13 protein-coding genes are annotated in these 17,536 nt (G+C 47.9%); 5 read left to right on the forward strand and 8 right to left on the reverse strand.

Features of this window, described 5'->3' with window-relative positions; genetic code table 11:
- Positions 1–4 precede the first annotated feature (4 nt).
- The 6 genes from ACT6NU_RS11995 to tsaD all read right to left on the reverse strand — a co-directional run bounded on the left by ACT6NU_RS11995 (position 5) and on the right by tsaD (position 5,177).
- Entirely contained in the window at positions 5–1,180 is a 1,176-nt protein-coding gene (locus ACT6NU_RS11995) for a THUMP-like domain-containing protein (RefSeq protein WP_445381908.1), read from the reverse strand.
- A gap of 7 nt (positions 1,181–1,187) precedes the next feature.
- Positions 1,188–2,288 (reverse strand): AI-2E family transporter, encoded by a 1,101-nt coding sequence (locus ACT6NU_RS12000; RefSeq protein WP_445381909.1) that lies wholly within the window; start codon positions 2,286–2,288, stop codon positions 1,188–1,190.
- A 6-nt stretch (positions 2,289–2,294) separates the two neighbouring features.
- A complete protein-coding gene (locus ACT6NU_RS12005) occupies positions 2,295–2,954 on the reverse strand; it encodes a DUF4159 domain-containing protein (protein ID WP_445381910.1) in 660 nt (219 codons plus the stop codon).
- Between the two features lie 87 nt (positions 2,955–3,041).
- Positions 3,042–3,749 carry a 16S rRNA (uracil(1498)-N(3))-methyltransferase gene (locus ACT6NU_RS12010; protein ID WP_445381911.1) on the reverse strand — a complete coding sequence of 236 codons (708 nt, stop codon included), beginning with the start codon at positions 3,747–3,749 and terminating at the stop codon, positions 3,042–3,044.
- A gap of 20 nt (positions 3,750–3,769) precedes the next feature.
- Positions 3,770–4,111: a TfoX/Sxy family protein gene (locus tag ACT6NU_RS12015; protein ID WP_445381912.1), complete on the reverse strand. Its 342-nt coding sequence runs from the start codon at positions 4,109–4,111 to the stop codon at positions 3,770–3,772.
- Between the two features lie 28 nt (positions 4,112–4,139).
- Entirely contained in the window at positions 4,140–5,177 is a 1,038-nt protein-coding gene (tsaD, locus tag ACT6NU_RS12020) for a tRNA (adenosine(37)-N6)-threonylcarbamoyltransferase complex transferase subunit TsaD (RefSeq protein WP_445381913.1), read from the reverse strand.
- A gap of 78 nt (positions 5,178–5,255) precedes the next feature.
- On the opposite strand from tsaD, the gene ACT6NU_RS12025 reads away from it, so the two are divergent.
- The 4 genes from ACT6NU_RS12025 (at position 5,256) to ACT6NU_RS12040 (ending at position 12,782) form a co-directional block, all read left to right on the forward strand.
- Positions 5,256–9,698 carry a translocation/assembly module TamB domain-containing protein gene (locus tag ACT6NU_RS12025; protein ID WP_445383862.1) on the forward strand — a complete coding sequence of 1,481 codons (4,443 nt, stop codon included), beginning with the start codon at positions 5,256–5,258 and terminating at the stop codon, positions 9,696–9,698.
- A 142-nt stretch (positions 9,699–9,840) separates the two neighbouring features.
- A complete protein-coding gene (gene pfkA, locus ACT6NU_RS12030) occupies positions 9,841–10,827 on the forward strand; it encodes a 6-phosphofructokinase (protein WP_445381914.1) in 987 nt (328 codons plus the stop codon).
- An 18-nt stretch (positions 10,828–10,845) separates the two neighbouring features.
- On the forward strand, positions 10,846–11,847 hold the full coding sequence (gene gap, locus ACT6NU_RS12035; protein WP_445381915.1) for a type I glyceraldehyde-3-phosphate dehydrogenase: 1,002 nt from the start codon (positions 10,846–10,848) through the stop codon (positions 11,845–11,847).
- A gap of 83 nt (positions 11,848–11,930) precedes the next feature.
- A complete protein-coding gene (locus ACT6NU_RS12040; protein WP_445381916.1) occupies positions 11,931–12,782 on the forward strand; it encodes an N-acetylglucosamine kinase in 852 nt (283 codons plus the stop codon).
- Between the two features lie 109 nt (positions 12,783–12,891).
- On the opposite strand, the gene ACT6NU_RS12045 is transcribed toward ACT6NU_RS12040, so the two are convergent.
- Entirely contained in the window at positions 12,892–13,278 is a 387-nt protein-coding gene (locus ACT6NU_RS12045; protein ID WP_445381917.1) for a RidA family protein, read from the reverse strand.
- A gap of 17 nt (positions 13,279–13,295) precedes the next feature.
- Positions 13,296–16,007 (reverse strand): putative LPS assembly protein LptD, encoded by a 2,712-nt coding sequence (locus ACT6NU_RS12050; protein WP_445381918.1) that lies wholly within the window; start codon positions 16,005–16,007, stop codon positions 13,296–13,298.
- A gap of 135 nt (positions 16,008–16,142) precedes the next feature.
- On the opposite strand from ACT6NU_RS12050, the gene ACT6NU_RS12055 reads away from it, so the two are divergent.
- A complete protein-coding gene (locus tag ACT6NU_RS12055) occupies positions 16,143–17,486 on the forward strand; it encodes an N-acetylmuramoyl-L-alanine amidase (protein WP_445381919.1) in 1,344 nt (447 codons plus the stop codon).
- Positions 17,487–17,536: the final 50 nt, after the last annotated feature.

Genomic DNA, 17,536 nt, shown 5'->3' on the forward strand with positions numbered 1-17,536 from the left:
ACCCTCAGACTTTAGAAGTCTCAATAACCTGAAGGCTTTCATCTGCGCAGCGAACAAAAAAGAGGTACTGATCCCCTCCGGTCGAGATTTTATTTCGTTTTCTGACCCGTGCAACGGATTCCGGAAAATTCCGGCAACTGATGTTTGCCTTTGAAAAAGGTAGTTTCCCGGGCTTATAGGGTAAAACTTGTTTGACTTCGAAGCGTCTGCCCGGATACTCAACCAAGCTATCCGATGTGTACAGATGTGTATGGCGATGCAGTTTCTGAAGCCCGAAGCGAGTACCTGCCAGTTTAAAGGCCCCTGATTTGAGGATGGCTGCATTGGGTTCGTAGAGATATTGCAATGGTAGGCTGTAGCTGCTTTCCGCCGCCATTTCCTCTTCCGGATAAAAGGAAAAGGCCTGGTCCTGGGTTTGCAGGTTCACCGTAACCACTCTGCCAGGTCCTTCCCACTGGCCTTCCAAGAGAAAGAGCAGTTCCTTAACTTCATTCTTTACAGCAATTATATGAACCTCCCGAACCCCGCTCAGGGTTTGACGTGCGGCCTGCAGGTCCAGCATCGGAGAGGTTTTGATCATCATTCGCGGACTGAGCTGAAAAACCCGGGATAGGATTTCAGGTATATTGGGTTCACAGTCTTCCAGCAGGAAAACTTTGCGTTTGGCTGCATCCCGGCGCGAAGGGTCTGCGTAAACCCAATCCAGAAGCTGGTTTTTTTGGATCATTTCATCCAGGACCGAAAGACCGTCTTTATCGTATACCCGGATGTTTTCAACACCGAGGATTTTAAAATTATGCCGGGCTACTTCGGCCAGTTCTTGGTTGTGTTCGCAATATAAAACTGACTCCACCTGCCGGCTGAAAAAGAAGCTATCTACCCCGAAGCCGCCGGTCAGGTCCAGCAGTGATTTTCCACCTACCAGGCTTGCCTTATACCCGGCTGTAAGTTGGGAGGAGCTCTGTTCGAGATTCAGGCCGGGAGGATAGTAAATCTCCCTTTTTTCAAACCAGAGCGGTAGTTTTTTTTCGGCTTTTTGCAAGCCGGAGAGCTGCTGGGCCAGTTCCCGGGAATCAATGTCCGGAAAAGGGCTCCGTGAGAGGGAAACTGACAGGATGTCAGCCTTTAATTTTTTTCGTATAAAATCCTGTACACCAGTATTTAATATTTTTTTATTCAAAGTAAAACTATAAATTCTGGGTCAGATTTTTTACAATTTTATTTTCGGCCAGAAATTCCTTTAAAATAACCTTTATAGCGGTATATCCGGGCACTGCAACAATCATTCCGACTACCCCGAACAAGAGACCTGCGATTATTATTATTAAAAATATTTCAAGTGGATGGGAGCGCACGCTGCTGGAAAAAATAAAGGGCTGGGAAAAGAAATTATCCACGAGTTGGCCGATTACAATACCGAGAAAAACCCAGCCGACATCCGGCAGGATTACTGAACTGAAATCGGCACCCAGGTTACTGGTCATGGTCAGCAATATCATAAGCACGCCTCCGATAATAGGCCCGATATAAGGAATAACATTAAAGAGGGCGCAAAGGAAGGCAATAACCACTGCGTCTTCTATACCCACCAGCAGTAAAACAATGGTGTAAATCACAAAAAGCACACTGATCTGTAACAAGAGCCCCACAAAATAGCGGGAGAGCAGGTTATTTATTTTTTCAAAGGAGTGGATTAGATTTTGTTCTTTCTGATCGGGAACCAGCGTAAGAAGGCTGTTCTTTAACAGGTTGCTGTCCTTTAAAAAGAAAAAGGAAATAAACAAGATGGAAAAAAGGCCGATACTGGCATTGCTCAGTATGTCCATAAAGGAATTCAGGATGTTTGGAATAAAGCCCATATCCAAACCCTGCAGTATTTCGGCATCGAACTGGGTTTGCTCTATAACATCAGACACCTGTTCGGGGGAGGCACCAAAATAGGTGGTAATTTGCTTGTAGAGGGAGACCAGGTTGGCGCGGAGCCCCTCAATATTTAAGAGGGATAGGTTTTTCCCCTGTTCGGAAATCAGCGGGACAAATAGCGAAATTATTCCAGCCAGTATACCAACCATCAGCAGCATTACACAGATAACTGCCAGGGTATTCGCGAATTTTAAACGCTTCCTGAGAAAATGGGTTACAGGCCTGCCGATCAGCGCAATGACCGCTGCAATCACGACATAGGCGATTACCGAGCGGATCATATATAAAAAATATAGGATGAGCACGATCCCTGTAAGGATCCCTACCGCCCTTAAGATACCACTGGCGATGATTCTTGAATTCATAGAAACTTAATTTTTAAAGGCGTAGTGAATGATATTGGCTCCCATTTGAAGGGCTTTCCTTCGTACCGCTTCGGGATCATTATGGACCTCAGCGTCTTCCCATCCGTCCCCCAGATCAGTCTCCAGGGTAAAAAGCAGCACCAGTCGCCCTTCGTGAAAATAACCCAGGGCCCTCGGCCTTTTGCCGTCGTGTTCGTGTATTTTGGGAAGTCCTTCTGCAAATCGGTAGGGTTCCCTGAAAATAGGGTGGTCTGAGCCGATCTCTTCCAATTCCTTGTCCGGGAATATTTTGGGCAATTCCTTGAGCAGGTACGGAGCCATCCCATAATTGTCGTCTATATGCAAAAACCCCCCGGCCAGCAAATACAGGCGAAGGGTCTCGGCTTCTTCCGGGCTGAAAAGTACATTCCCGTGCCCGGTCATGTGTAAAAACGGATATTGAAACAATTCATCTCTGCCCAATTCCACCGTCTGGGCGGTGGCCTCAAGCTGGGTCCCTATAGCGGCATTACAGAATTCTACCAGGTTGGGCAGCGCCGTAGGATTTGCATACCAGTCTCCACCTCCTTTATACTTCAGTAGTCCAAGGCTCTGCGCAGCTGCACTGGCACCAAACAGCACAAGGCAGCTAAGGGACAAGAAAAAACGCTTCTGATCGAACTTCATAAGATTAAAGTTATAAATTCTGTTTGTACTGCTGTAAACATAAACAGAACATAAGGGTTTATTAAGTGGCGCTTATACCTGGCTTAATCAGGTGTTATTGATCAGGTTCACCGTGGCACAGGCCACCAGGGCTGCTGTTTCCGTTCTTAAACGGCTTTCGCCCAGGGATACGGGAATAAAGCCCTTATCGTAGGAGGCGGCGATTTCGTCCGGACTGAAATCCCCTTCCGGCCCGATCAATATTACAATATCCTTATCAGCCGCTACCCTTCGCTTCAATTCCATTTTCTCTTCCTTTTCGCAATGGGCAATGAATTGGAGCACAGGTTGTTCTTGTTCCAGGAATTCTGCAAAGGATACCGGTTCATTGAGTTTGGGCAAAAAGGTACGCAGGCTTTGTTTCATAGCTTCCTGTATGACCCGTTGCAGCCTGCTGCTGCTGAGGGTCCTGCGCTCAGACCGTTCACAGATAATAGGCGTTATTTCGTTAACGCCAATTTCGGTTGCCTTTTCCAGGAACCACTGGAAGCGGTCCAGCTTTTTGGGCGGGGCCACTGCCAGGTGCAGCGAATACATCTTTGGGTGATTTTTACGGACCTCCTGAACTTCAGCCATGCAGTTTTTTGGGTCTGCCTGGATTAACTGGCAATGAAATAAAATTCCCTTACCATTGGTTACATGGATCTCATCCCCCTCCTTTTTCCGTAAAACCTTTGCGATATGACGGCTCTCTTCGGGGCTGAATGAAAATTTTTTACTGTTTTGTTCCAGCTCCGGATTAAAGAAGTAATTCATTTAATCAATATTGTTTAGTACTATTCCAATTTACTTTTTGCGTGTTCCAGCCCCAGTAGCAACCAATGCCGCAGTTGCTTCCTGCTTTGTAGACCTTCCGGGGAAACTTGTACAAATTCTTTCATCACCTTCCCCGTAAAGTCCATAGGGGAAACCCACTCCTCTTGCAGGGTAGACTCCATTTTTTCCGGCACCACCCTGGCCATCAGAGAATCTTTTAGGATCCCTACCGTCATTTTACCATTAAAAAGGTAGGCCAGGCCTCCAAACATTTTTTTGACCTGTATGTTATCGGTTATCTCAGTGCCCAGTTCCATAACCAATTCGTTGAGTTCTTGTTCTATCTGTTGATTGTAAGCCATGGTTCAGAAAGCTGAGAAAAACAGTTGTTCAATTTCCGGAATTGATGCTGTAGCGGGCAAGGGCCGTTACACCCAGATCCGTAAATCTACCCTGAAGATACTTCAAATATCCTACAATGCCTATCATCCCGGCGTTGTCCGTACAGTATTCAAGTTTTGGAATATGTACTTTCCAGCCCAGTTCGTTTTCTGCATTGCGAAGGGCCTCCCGAATCCCGGAATTCGCAGAAACTCCGCCTCCGACGGCTATCTCCTTAATTCCCGTTTGTGCCGATGCCAGAGTCAGCTTTTCCATTAGGATTCGGACAATGGTGTGCTGAATTGAAGCACAAATATGGTTGCGTTCCCGGGTCACAAAATCCGGATCCCGCTGGCTTTCCCTTTGGAGAAAGTATAAAATGCTTGTTTTCAAACCGCTGAAACTAAAATTAAGGCCATCTACCTTTGGAATAGGGAAAGGGAATTTTTCAGGGTCCCCATCTTTTGCATATTGGTCTATGAGGGGTCCTCCCGGATAAGGCAAGCCCATAAGTTTGGCGCTTTTATCAAATGCCTCACCTACGGCGTCGTCCAGCGTTTCCCCAAGCACCTCCATTTGAAAATAATCCCGTACCAGAACGATCTGGGTGTGCCCCCCGCTGATGGTAAGGGCCAGAAAAGGGAAGGATGGAGGGGTTTTGCCTGGCTCCTCGATAAAATGGGCCAGAATATGTGCTTCCATGTGATTTACCTCTATCAGTGGCAGCTGTAAGCCCAGGGAGAGAGACTTCGCAAAGGAGGTACCTACCAAGAGGGATCCCATCAGGCCCGGACCCCTGGTAAAAGCTATGGCCGATACTAGTTTTTTGTCGATATTTGCCTTGGCCAGTGCCTGGTGAACCAGCGGGACGATATTTTTCTGATGCGCCCTGGAGGCCAACTCGGGTACAACCCCGCCGTATTCCTCGTGAATCCGCTGTGTGGCGACTACATTGCTCAACATTTTACGGTTGTGTAATACAGCCGCGGAGGTGTCATCGCAGGACGATTCTATCGCGAGGATATAAATTTCTTTTGAATTCGGCACGTTTGGAATAAAAATTGGAAATACAAAGGTAAAACATTAGGCCCTATCAGGAAATTCCGTAAAATACTTGTCCGTACCCTGTTGGCTGTCCTGGTGTTTTGTGTACTGGGAACGGTTATCCTTTCCCTGCCTGCCGTGCAAACACGCCTGGCGCGCTATGCCACAGACCGCATAAACAAGGAGTTTGGCACCAATATACAAATCGATAAGTTACGTATCTCGCTAATTAGCTGGGATACGGCCCTGGAGAAAATCTATATAGAAGATTACCAGCAAGATACCCTGGTATTTATCAATGAGTTAAATACTTCCATCCTGAGCCTGAGGGACCTGGCCGGGGGGAAACTTGAATTTGGCGACATTGAAATCCAGAACCTCTACCTGAATTTAAAGACTTACAGGGACGGGCCTGATACCAACCTGGGGATTTTTATAGATAAACTGGATGATGGGAAACCCAGGGCCGAAGGGACGCCCCCCTTTTATTTCTTCGCCTCGCGCGTAGACATTGGACAGAGCCGCTTTTCCCTGAGGGACGAAAACCTGGACTCCCCGCAAATACTCGACTTTACAAAACTCAACATCGCTGCGAGTGATTTTACCATTCTGGGACCTGAAGTCCGTACGCAGATAGAGGCACTATCCCTGAAAAGCCCACGTGACTTGCAAGTAGACCGCCTGGCCACCTCTTTTACCTACACCAAACAGCAAATGCGATTTGATTCCCTGAGCATCCGCACCCCTGAATCCCGCCTGGAAGGGAGCCTGTTGTTTGACTACGAGCGCGAAGATTTCAGGGCCTTTACAGATAAGGTGCAGGTAACGGCCCGTTTCGTGGATTCAGAGGTAGCCCTGGATGAAATCAATAAACTGTACCCGAAATTCGGGGCAGGAAAGAAAGTACAAGTAAACACCTCGGCTAAGGGTACACTGAACGCACTAGTTCTTGAAGATCTCTTTCTGGTAACCGATAATACAGGGATCCGTGGTAACTTCAATTTTTATAACCTCTTTAAAAGAGACGGCGATTTCCGGATGGAGGCTTCTATCCGGGACATCACCACTTCTTATTATCAGCTGCGCGGGCTGATGCCTGAATTATTGGGGAATTCCCTGCCTTCTGCGCTACAGAAACTGGGGCAGTTTACAGTCAGGGGGGAGTCTGTTGTAACTACCTCTTCGGTTGATACCCAGGTCAATATTAACAGCGCGGTAGGAAGCAGCTATGTAGATTTGCAGCTGGCCAATGTAGACAATATCGACAAAGCCACCTATAAAGGTTTCGTTTCGCTGATCGATTTTAATCTGGGGAAATTTACGGGGGATTCCAACCTCGGTAAAACCTCCATGGATTTAAATGTGGAAGGGCAGGGTTTTACCCAGGATAACCTGAATACAGAGGTCATTGGTGAGGTTTACAGCCTCGGTTTCAATGGTTATGACTATAAGGACATATCGGTATCCGGAGTCCTGAAGGACCAGTTGTTTGATGGCTCCCTGATCTGTAGAGACCCCAATTTTATATTTAATTTTGAAGGATTGGCAGATTTCGGGAGTGAGCAGCACACCTTTAATTTTGTTGCCAACGTACAGCAGGCAGATCTCTTTAAACTTAATTTTATAAAAGACAGTGTCTCCGTCTTTCAGGGAGACCTGGCCATGGACGTGATCGGGAATACGCTGGATGATATTCGCGGGGATATCCGCTTCAGTAAAACACAGTTTAAAAACGCAAACAACACCTATTATTTTGAGGATTTTAAAATTGAATCCAGCTTTGATGCAGATACCCTTAGGACTATCGAAATCAACTCCCCCGATATCATTACGGGCTATATGCGCGGGAATTTTAAGGTTCGGGAATTGGGCCGCCTGCTACAGAATTCCATTGGAAGTATTTACACCAACTACAAGCCCTACGAGATTTCCCCGGGACAACGCTTGAATTTCAATTTTAAGATCTACAATAAGATTGTGGATGTCTTTTTTCCTCAGGTATCTTTTGGGCCCAATACTTTTATCAGGGGAAATATCATAGCCGACCGTGGGGATTTCAAGCTTAATTTCAAATCCCCCAGCATTACAGCTTTTGGAAATACCCTGGATAATATCGATATCCGTATAGACAATAAAAACCCGCTTTTCAACACTTATGTTGCCGTGGAAGATGTGTCTACGGTCTATTACGACCTGAAGGATTTCAATCTGATCAACACCACCTTGAACGACACCCTCTTTTTCCGTACGGAATTTAAAGGCGGAAGTGAATACAATGACAGCTACAACCTGAATTTCTACCACACATTTGACAGGCAAAACAAGTCTGTCATTGGCCTGAAACGATCCGATGTTAGTTTTAAGGGGAATACCTGGGTGCTGAACCGCAGCGGGAACGATCGAAATAAGGTGATTGTTAACAGAACCCTGGACAGCATTCAGATAGAGGAAATAGTCATGAACAATGACAACCGGGAAGAAATCATTTTAAAGGGACAGCTGGCCGATTCAACCTATAAAGACCTGGAGCTCCGGTTTAAAATCGTTTCCCTGAACAAGATAACACCGGCAATAGACAGCCTGAAGCTCAGCGGGGAAATCAACGGGGTGCTGAATGTGCGTCAGGAAGATGATATTTACCTGCCAATCGGCAATTTGAATATTGCAGATTTTGGAGTAAATGGCATTCCCATGGGTCAGCTGGATATCGGGATCGTTGGAAATAAAAACCTTACGGAGTTTTCGGTAAATACGCGTATTACCGATGAGGACCGGGAGAAATTAAGTGTCATCGGGACAGTGCAGAACACCGGTGAAGTTCCTACTGCCAACCTCTCCGCTAGTTTTAAGGATTTCCAGATGGAACCATTCAGCCCCCTGGGGGAAGGGGTAATTTCTGATATTCGCGGGAAACTCAATGGGACCGTTGCCATTCAGGGGGATTTGCGCAACCCGGATTTCGGCGGCTTCCTCACAATGGATGAGGCCGGAATCGGTATACCCTATCTGAATGTAAATTACGACTTTGCCCCGGGATCTGTGGTAAGCTTATCGAATCAGACCTTTGATTTCCAGAACATCCGGCTTACAGACGTGAGCGAGGCCACCCAGGCTACCCTGGACGGCACTATAACCCACGAGTTCTTTTCGAACTGGGAACTGGACCTGAATGTGGCCACCGGTAATAACCGCTTTCTGATCCTCAATACGGAATTCAGTGAAGATGAACTGTATTATGGGACAGCTTTTGTTACGGGCAACGGACGGATTTACGGGCCAACGAATGCGCTGAAAATAGAATTTGACGGCTCCTCTGCCCGGGGGACTTCCTTAAAAATACCCATCAGTGATGTTACTTCCGTGGGGGATTATTCCTTTATCAACTTTATCGAAAAGGATGCCCGGCAGTCGGTGGAGGCTCAACGGACCCTGAGAAATTACCAGGGTCTTGAACTGGAGTTTGACTTGCTGGTCACCCCGGACGCGGAGGTGGCCATCGTAATCGACCAGCGTACGGGCAGCTCCCTGAAAGGCACAGGGGAGGGGATTATATTTATGGAAATCAATACCAACGGGAAGTTCAATATGTGGGGTGACTTCGTTGTAGTCACCGGGGAGTATAATTACAAGCTGGGCGGAGTAATTAACCGCACCTTCTCCGTTCGGCCCGGAGGTACCATAAACTGGGACGGGGAACCCCTGGAAGCCATCCTGAACATGGAGGCGATCTACTCCCTGAATGCCAATCCGGCACCACTACTGGATAATGCTTCCTATACCCGCAGGATTCCCACTGAAGTACTCGTCAGGCTCACCGGCGAACTCGAACAACCCACCGTGGATTTCGATATCGAGTTTCCGGGGACCAGTTCTATTGTAAAGTCTGAACTAGAATACCGCCTGCAAGACCCTACTGTTGAAGAGCGGAATGCCCTTTTCTTGCTGGCACAGGGTACTTTTGTAAACGAGACCGGCGGGCTTAACCAGCAGGCAGTGGCCGGTAACCTGTATCAGACTGCTTCCAGCCTGGTCAACCAGGTACTCGGTAGCAACGGGGACAAATTCAATCTGGGACTCTCCTATGAAGGGGGGTACCAGGATCCGAATGCCGAAGTGGCAACCGAAGATCGGATCGGGGTTACGGTCTCAACAAAAATAAGCGATCGCATTTTGTTTAACGGCCGTTTCGGGGTGCCGGTAGGCGGGGTAAGCGAATCTGCCGTGGCAGGAGATGCCGAGGTGCAATTATTGCTAAACGAGGAAGGGACCCTGAGTATGCGCATCTTTAACCGCCAAAATGAAATCCAGCAATTCCTGGCAGACAACCAGGGGTATACCCAGGGGGTAGGTCTTTCCTATGAGGTAGACTTTAATAGTTTCAGGGAGCTGCTCAGGCGTATTTTTACCAAAAAGGAAAGAGTGGACAGCCCACAAAACAACAGGGGAGCCAGACCCGCTCCTGAAGGGGGTATGGGGCAGGATAGCATCATACGTTTTTACTCCAAAAACAATAAACCTTTCTGAAATCAGGAGAATTTATTGATTAATCTGCAGCTATTTTGCAAATAATTTACGAAAACGATTTCGGGATTATTGCAGCCGAAATGCCCTCTTTTGGTTCGTATTGTGGCAGAAGTTTGTTAATTTTGCAGTTCTTAAAACAATAATGGAGAGAGCACTTAAGAAAATAGCCGTACTGACTTCCGGCGGGGATTCCCCGGGCATGAACGCGGCTATACGATCCGTTGTGCGGACCTGTGCCTACCTGGACGTTGAGTGTATGGCGGTTTACAGGGGGTACCAGGGCATGATAGAGGGAGACTTTGTCCCTATGAATGCGCGCAGCGTGAACAATATCATCAACAAAGGAGGTACCATCCTGAAATCGGCCCGTTGTGAGGATTTTAAAACCCCGGAAGGTCGCAAACTGGCACATGAACAGCTTACCAAAGCCGGGATTGAAGGTTTTGTGGTAATCGGCGGGGACGGCAGCTTCAGGGGTGCGACCATTTTCAATAAGGAGTACAACTTCCCGGTCATTGGCATTCCGGGGACCATAGATAACGATATCTTCGGAACCCGCTATACCCTGGGTTACGATACGGCCCTGAACACTGTAGTGGAAGCCATTGATAAGATACGGGACACTGCTAGTTCGCATAACCGCTTATTTTTTGTTGAGGTTATGGGACGGGACGTAGGGCATATAGCCCTGAATGCAGGGGTAGCCGCGGGGGCAGAGGAGATTCTGATCCCGGAGGAGAACCTGGGGCTGGAACGCCTGCTGGATTCACTCAAGCGCAGCAAAAAAACCGGAAAATCTTCCAGTATTGTAGTTGTGGCAGAAGGCGACAAAACAGGAAAGAACGTCTTTGAACTGAAAGAATACGTCGAAGAATACCTGCCCATTTACGATGTGCGGGTTTCTGTATTGGGCCATATGCAGCGTGGAGGCAGCCCAACTGCCTTTGACAGGGTTCTGGCAAGCCGTATGGGCGTAAAAGCCGTTGAATCCCTGATGGATGGCAAGACCAATCTGATGGTAGGGATGATAGACAACGAAATAGTACTTACTCCTATAGAGGAAGCAATTAAAGGACATACCAAAATAGACCGGGAGCTCATACGGGTTTCCGATATAATGACAATTTAAACTAAAAACTTTTTAGAAATGGCAACATTAAAAATAGGAATAAACGGATTTGGACGCATCGGAAGACTGGTTCTCAGGGCTACCGCGGAGCGGGATAATGTAGAGGTGGTAGCGATCAATGACCTGCTAGACGTAGAACACCTGGCATACCTGCTGAAGTACGATTCCGTTCACGGGCGTTTCAACGGGACCGTTGCAGTTGAGGACGGAAACCTGGTTGTAAATGGCAAGACCATCCGGGTAACCGCAGAACGTGACCCCAAAAACCTGAAGTGGGATGCTGTAGGGGCGGAGATAGTAGCAGAATGTACCGGAATCTTCACTACACTGGATATGGCACAAAGCCATATTGACGGGGGAGCCAAAAAAGTAGTTATTTCAGCGCCCTCCAAGGATGCCCCCATGTTTGTAATGGGCGTAAACCACAAGGATGTAAAAGCATCGGATACCATTGTATCCAATGCCAGCTGTACCACCAACTGCCTGGCCCCTCTGGCCAAGGTACTGGATGACAACTTCGGGATTGAAGAAGGCCTGATGACCACCGTACATGCCACTACGGCCACCCAGCTTACTGTTGACGGGCCTTCCAGAAAAGACTATCGGGGCGGGCGAAGTGCCATGCTGAATATCATTCCGGCTGCAACCGGGGCGGCTAAAGCCGTTACCAAAGTAATCCCTGCATTGGAAGGAAAACTTACCGGGATGGCTTTTCGGGTGCCTACAGCGGATGTCTCCGTGGTAGACCTGACAGTGCGCCTGGAGAAGGAAACATCTTATGAGGAGATCAAAAAAGCCTTTAAAAAAGCTTCTGAAGGAGAGCTAAAGGGAATTTTAGGGTATACAGAGGAATTGGTTGTTTCCCAGGATTTTGTGGGAGACAAGCGCACCAGTATTTTTGATGCGGATGCCGGGATAGAACTGAACAGCAAATTCTTCAAGGTGGTTTCCTGGTATGATAACGAAGCAGGCTACTCCAATAAACTTGTAGACCTGGCCCAGTACGTTCACAGTTTATAATTTAGAGGATGACAACCTAATAAGCCTCTGTGAAGTCATAGCTGATATGACCTTCCCGGGGGCTTTTTCACTATAATAAACCTATGGTAGTAATTGTAGACAGCGGGGCAACCAAGGCAGACTGGATAGCCCTTGATGAGAAGGGGGAGCAGTTGTTTATAACCCAGACCCTGGGATTGAGCCCGGAAGTGCTCAGCCGGGAGGTCATCGAAGAGCGGATGGCCAACAATTTTGAGCTGGCCAAAAACAGCAAAAAGGTAAAGCGCCTCCATTTTTACGGTGCCGGTTGTGGGACTGCGCGCATGAGGAAATTCCTCAGGAATATCTTTAAAAGCTTTTTTCCGAATGCGAAGGTTGAGGTCAAGGAAGATACTTATGCTGCCATCTATTCCACCACGAAGATCGGGCATCAGGGGATAGTCTGTATTCTCGGGACCGGCTCCAACTGCAGCTATTACGATGGCCATCAGCTCATCCAAAAAGTAACTTCCCTGGGCTATATCCTGATGGATGATGGGAGCGGAAACTTTTTCGGGCGGAAACTGATCCGCGATTACTTCTACCATAAAATGCCTCAGGACCTGGGGCTGATGTTTGACAAGGAGTACAATCTGGATGCGGATTTCATCAAGGAACACCTGTATAAAAGACCCAACCCGAATACCTATCTGGCAACCTTTGCCCGCTTTATTGTAGAGCATAAGGAACATCCCTATTGTAAAGGAGTTATTGACAAGGGGTTCCAGCAATTCGTCAATAACCACATTATGCAGTTTGAGCTGGCCACCAAGGTGCCGGTGCATTTTGTGGGAAGTATTGCCTACTACCTGAGGGAAGAGCTAAAAGCCGTGATCGAGCGCAATGACCTTATCTGCGGAGTGATCCGCCAACGGCCCATCGAAGGGTTGGTGGAATTCCATAAAGAAACCATTTAGAAATTCCATCCCGATAGCTATCGGGACCAGATCCCAATTAGAATTTGGTGCTTGGTGCTTGGCCCCGATAACTATCGGGGTGGTACTTGGAATTTAACGCCTTCAGGTGTTAAGCTGGCTTTTTTGCAATCATCGAAATTTCAACATTCACAAACTTGGGGAGGTTCGCGACTTCCACCGTTTCCCGTGCCGGGGCTTCGGCAGGCTCAAAGTAGCGGGCATAGACCTCGTTTATCCTCGCGAACTGGTGCATGTCCTTTACGAAAATGCTGCTTTTTACCACATGGCTGAAATTGAGGCCGGCAGCCGAAAGTACGGCCGAAAGGTTTTTCATGACCTGCTCGGTCTCATCTTCAATTGTACCCAGGACCATGGCTTCTGTTTCAGGATCAAGCGCAATCTGTCCGGAAACATAGAGCGTATCCCCGGCCAGGACCGCCTGGTTATACGGGCCAATGGGTGCAGGGGCTTTTTCGGTTCTAATGATTTTTTTCATCTTACTGGTTTTTATGGTTAACGCGGGGGTGGCTGGCTGCGGTTTTCCCATTTCAGGTCTTTCAGGACGCTGGCTTTGATCCCGATAAAGAAATACCAGCGTTCAAAGTTGCCAAACGGGGTCCAGTCAAAAGTCAGGCGGAAACTTTTGAGGTCCCGCTCAAAATTAAAGGAGGTCAGGGAGAACCCTTTGTTTTTAAAATCATAACCAGAAGAGAACCCTACCTGCCAGCGGGGGGAAAGGCTAACATTGCCCCGGAACATAAGGGAGTGATTTGTAAGCTCCCCGTCCCGGTTACGGTTGCTGTAGGTGGCTGCATAAGAGAGCCGTACATCCCAGGGGATACTGCTGCCATATACGGGGTTATCTACATCGTCGGGGTCCCGGTCTGCAAAACGGCTTCGGTTAAAGTCATTGGCCCTTCCGAAAAGCCCGTCTGTCCGCCCGCCACTGGAAGCCACATAGGTGTCCCCGTCATAGGGGTCGGTATCCTCATCCTCTTCGTCTTCGGCATCCTTGTCAAAATCTTTGCTGCTAAAGCCATAACTGACGTTCAGCCTTGCGCTGGTGACGCGGAATAAGCCCCCTCCATTACTGATATTCAGGGTATTGATCCTCCTCCCGTTATTGTCGATGGCATACGGGTCAAGGCTGGCCCCGAAGTTGACCTGCATCTTGTTTTCAAAAAGGTTGGTTCCCCCCGTCATATTGATCGGGCTCAATTTCAGGGAATCTGCTTCGAAATTGTAGGAGGTTGTAAAATTCAGGCTGTTCAGCCACATCACTTTCTTGGGTTCGGTAGCGGTGGAATCCTTATCCCGTACCTTGGCCTCAAGGGTATTGGCAAGGGAAAAACTCATGGCACTGGATTTTACCCGGCTGGGAGTGCCGTAAAGTGTATTCTGAAAACGCGTATAGGTAATATTTTCCCCTGTGGCCTCATTGAGGAATTCGTCGTAATACTGATCAAAGGAGGGGGCATAGCCGTAACTGATCGATGGTCGCATCACGTGCCGTATCGCTTGTATTTTCTTGTCTTCGCCACGGTTGAAGGTTCCATAGACCGTGGTACCAATACTGGCGCTCAGGTTGTATTGGTTAAACCGGTCAAAACCATTGATGGTGTCTGTAACCACGGCCTGCGTATCTGCATCGAACCGCTGTTCAAAAGTATCCCAGGTCCAGACATCCTCATAGGTACCCCCCAGGCTGACACTGAAATATTTGGCTACCTTGAAGTTGGTAGCTATGGGAATTTGGTGGCGGGCCCCCAAACGGGCATCGTCAAACATTTTACCGGTCAAAAAGTCTTCATCATTGGTACGGATGCTATTGCGTCCATTGACGTTATACTGGAAGTTGATATTCTGCAGCGCTCCTTTTTTGATCCCGTCCCTGTTGGCAAAAGGGAAGATTCGCTCCATACTGGCCTGTAGGGTAGGCAGGGTAACATCTACCGTGTTGGTATTGGTGTTTTGGTTATGGGTTGCCGTAAGGCTAACGTTCACAGAGGGATACTCCGGGAAGGTTTTGGAATAGGAAATAGAGGAGGACAGGTTGTTTACCTGGGTGTTGGGTAAATTCTGCTGGATCAGGGAATTCCTGAAATACTGGCTGCTCCCCAGGTTCACGGATGCCGATAAACGCGAGTTCGGGTTGGATTTCGGATCCTGGGTATGGGAAATCTGAATGTTGTAGATGGTGGAGCGGCTGTAATCGTCAAAACCTTTTTGGCTGGTAACCAGGTTTTCATATCGAAAATTGATATTACCCCGAAACTTATAGCGTTTTACATAAACGGACTGCCCCCGGAAGCCATAACTTCCATTGGTATACAGGTCACCGGTAAGGGTCAGGTCCAGGTAATCGCTTATGGGCAGGTAATACCCCCCGTTTTGCAGAAAATAGCCCCGGTTCGGGTCATTCCCGAAAGTTGGCATCATCACCCCGGCCGTCCTGCCCGTGGTAAGCGGAAAATAGGCAAAGGGAAGTGCAATGGGGGTGGGCACATCCACGATATAGAGGTTACTGAACCCGGCGATTACTTTTTTCTTGGGGACAAATTTGGCCTTGCGGATGCGGATATAATAATCGGGATCAATAGTGTCTTTGGAAGTTGTCAGTTTACCCTCGCTCAGGAAGTATACGGAGTCGTTTTCTTTTTTGGTTCTTTGCGCATAGACCTTCATGGATTCACTTCCCATTGACCCGAGGGCTGCCTTCTCTTCGCTTCGGGAGTTCCAGATCAGGGCCTTTTCCGTGTCGAAATTAAAGCGGATGGAGTCTGGAATCACCTCATTGGTACCCTGCTTGAAAAAAGGCAGTTGGGTATAATTGCCCAGCGAATCTTTCAGCCGCCCGGCGTATACTTCATTTTTAACGTAATCCAGGATGATAATACCGGCTTTGAGTTCGGTATCCTGGTAGTAGATTTCCGCTTCGTTATAGAGATAAATCTTTTGTTTTTTCTGATCAATGCGAACGTAGTCTTTCGCCTTGTATTGGATCTTGTCCAGAAGGGTCCCCTGTGACGGGCGAACACTATCCTGAAGCACACTGTCCTGCTCCGAGCTTGCCGAGCCCAGCAAATCCGGTAGTTTTGGCGCCGTCAGGCTATCTCCCACGGCTTTGATTGGCAGCGGTTCAGGCAAGTCTTCCTGGGCCAGGAGGTTTGCTGTAAGCAGGAAAAAGATCCCCGTGAAAAGTACCAGATGTTTATTTGCTTGCAAGGCTATAAATCCTATTTTTGTAAAGCGAATGCGTGGGATTCAGGGCTCAAACTTACATATTTTTCCCTCCGCAACGCCTACATTAAAACAAATTTAACCCCGGGAAAATTGAAGAAATGCACTAAATTATTAAGCATGTACAGGCAGGGGTTACTGGCTGCCCTGTTACTGCTGGGCGGGAATGTCTGGTCTCAGGGGCCTTCAAGCGCCGCCTTCCTGGACGATACTTTTGTGGTGGTACTGGATGCCGGCCACGGTGGGCATGACCCCGGAAACCTGGGTAATGGGTTCCTGGAAAAGAACATCGCACTGAATATTGTACTTGAAGTAGGGAAGGCCCTGGCGAACGATTCGAACACGAAAGTGATCTATACACGGGACGATGATTCCTTTGTGGATCTTTATGTACGAGGGGAGATCGCAAACAAAGCTAAGGCAGACCTATTTGTATCGGTCCACTGCGATTCGCACACCTCCAATGCCCATGGGGCAGGTACTTTCGTGCTTGGCCTGCACGCGAACAAGCAGAATTTTGAAATTGCCAAAAAGGAAAACTCGGTAATCTACCTGGAAGATAATTATGAAAGCCGGTATTCTGAATACGACATCAACTCCCCTGAATCCGTGATCGGACTAACCATTATGCAGGAGGAATTCCTAGACCAGAGTATTCTGCTTGGGAAACTGATGCAGGATCGCTTTACCGGAAAACTGAAACGCAATGACCGTAAGGTTAAGCAAGCCGGATTTATTGTACTGCATCAGACTTTTATGCCCAGCGTACTGGTGGAAACCGGTTTTCTGACCAACAAAGAAGAGGGGAATTACCTCAATTCCAAAAAGGGACAGAAGGAGATGGGGGCGGCCATAGCCGATGCCATCCGGGAATACAAAAAATCGGTTTGGGTCAATGATGTCCCTCAGGCCGGTGGGCAAGTGAAAGCGATTGAAAAGGAGAACACCCCTGAAACGGTTGTTGTAAACAAACCGGCAGAGCCCAAAGCTGTGCCGGAGAAAAAGCCGGCAGCGGTACAGGAAGACGTGCCTAAAAAGGAGGTAGTACAGGTAGTGGCCAAAAATGCTGGGGATACAGGACAAACTCCAACAGTTACAAAGCGAACATCAGAAGAAACCGTACAGGCAGGTGCAAAGACTGAGACTGCTGATACGGAAAAAACACAGGCATTAGCCGCTAAGACAGCTGAGAACGCTTCAGATCTCATATTTAAAGTACAACTAATGGCCGTGAGTAAAGATCCGGACCTGAACCGCGCAGATTACAGAGGGCTCAATAAGCTTTCAAAGGAGCCTGTAGGCAGGATGTTCCGCATAATGTACGGAAACACAGCCTCATACGAAGAAGCTAAATTACTGAAGGCCAATGCAGACCTTAAAGGGTATACTACTTCTTATATAGTTGCTTATAAAAACGGGAAGCGTATACCTTTACAAGAAGCCCTGCAAAGCCTGTCTAATTAATCGGGTGCCTTCCGAAAAATATTTCTAATTTTGTTAGGAACCCAAAACGC

The organism is Robiginitalea rubriflava (assembly GCF_052540725.1).

Excerpts from the sequence above, each read along its gene's own strand:
- ACT6NU_RS12000 (WP_445381909.1), bottom strand. The coding sequence starts at position 2,288 with ATGAATTCAAGAATCATCGCCAGTGGTATCTTAAGGGCGGTAGGGATC.
- ACT6NU_RS12005 (WP_445381910.1), bottom strand. The coding sequence starts at position 2,954 with ATGAAGTTCGATCAGAAGCGTTTTTTCTTGTCCCTTAGCTGCCTTGTG.
- ACT6NU_RS12010 (WP_445381911.1), bottom strand. The coding sequence starts at position 3,749 with ATGAATTACTTCTTTAATCCGGAGCTGGAACAAAACAGTAAAAAATTT.
- ACT6NU_RS12015 (WP_445381912.1), bottom strand. The coding sequence starts at position 4,111 with ATGGCTTACAATCAACAGATAGAACAAGAACTCAACGAATTGGTTATG.
- pfkA (WP_445381914.1), top strand. The coding sequence starts at position 9,841 with ATGGAGAGAGCACTTAAGAAAATAGCCGTACTGACTTCCGGCGGGGAT.
- gap (WP_445381915.1), top strand. The coding sequence starts at position 10,846 with ATGGCAACATTAAAAATAGGAATAAACGGATTTGGACGCATCGGAAGA.
- ACT6NU_RS12040 (WP_445381916.1), top strand. The coding sequence starts at position 11,931 with ATGGTAGTAATTGTAGACAGCGGGGCAACCAAGGCAGACTGGATAGCC.
- ACT6NU_RS12045 (WP_445381917.1), bottom strand. The coding sequence starts at position 13,278 with ATGAAAAAAATCATTAGAACCGAAAAAGCCCCTGCACCCATTGGCCCG.
- ACT6NU_RS12055 (WP_445381919.1), top strand. The coding sequence starts at position 16,143 with ATGTACAGGCAGGGGTTACTGGCTGCCCTGTTACTGCTGGGCGGGAAT.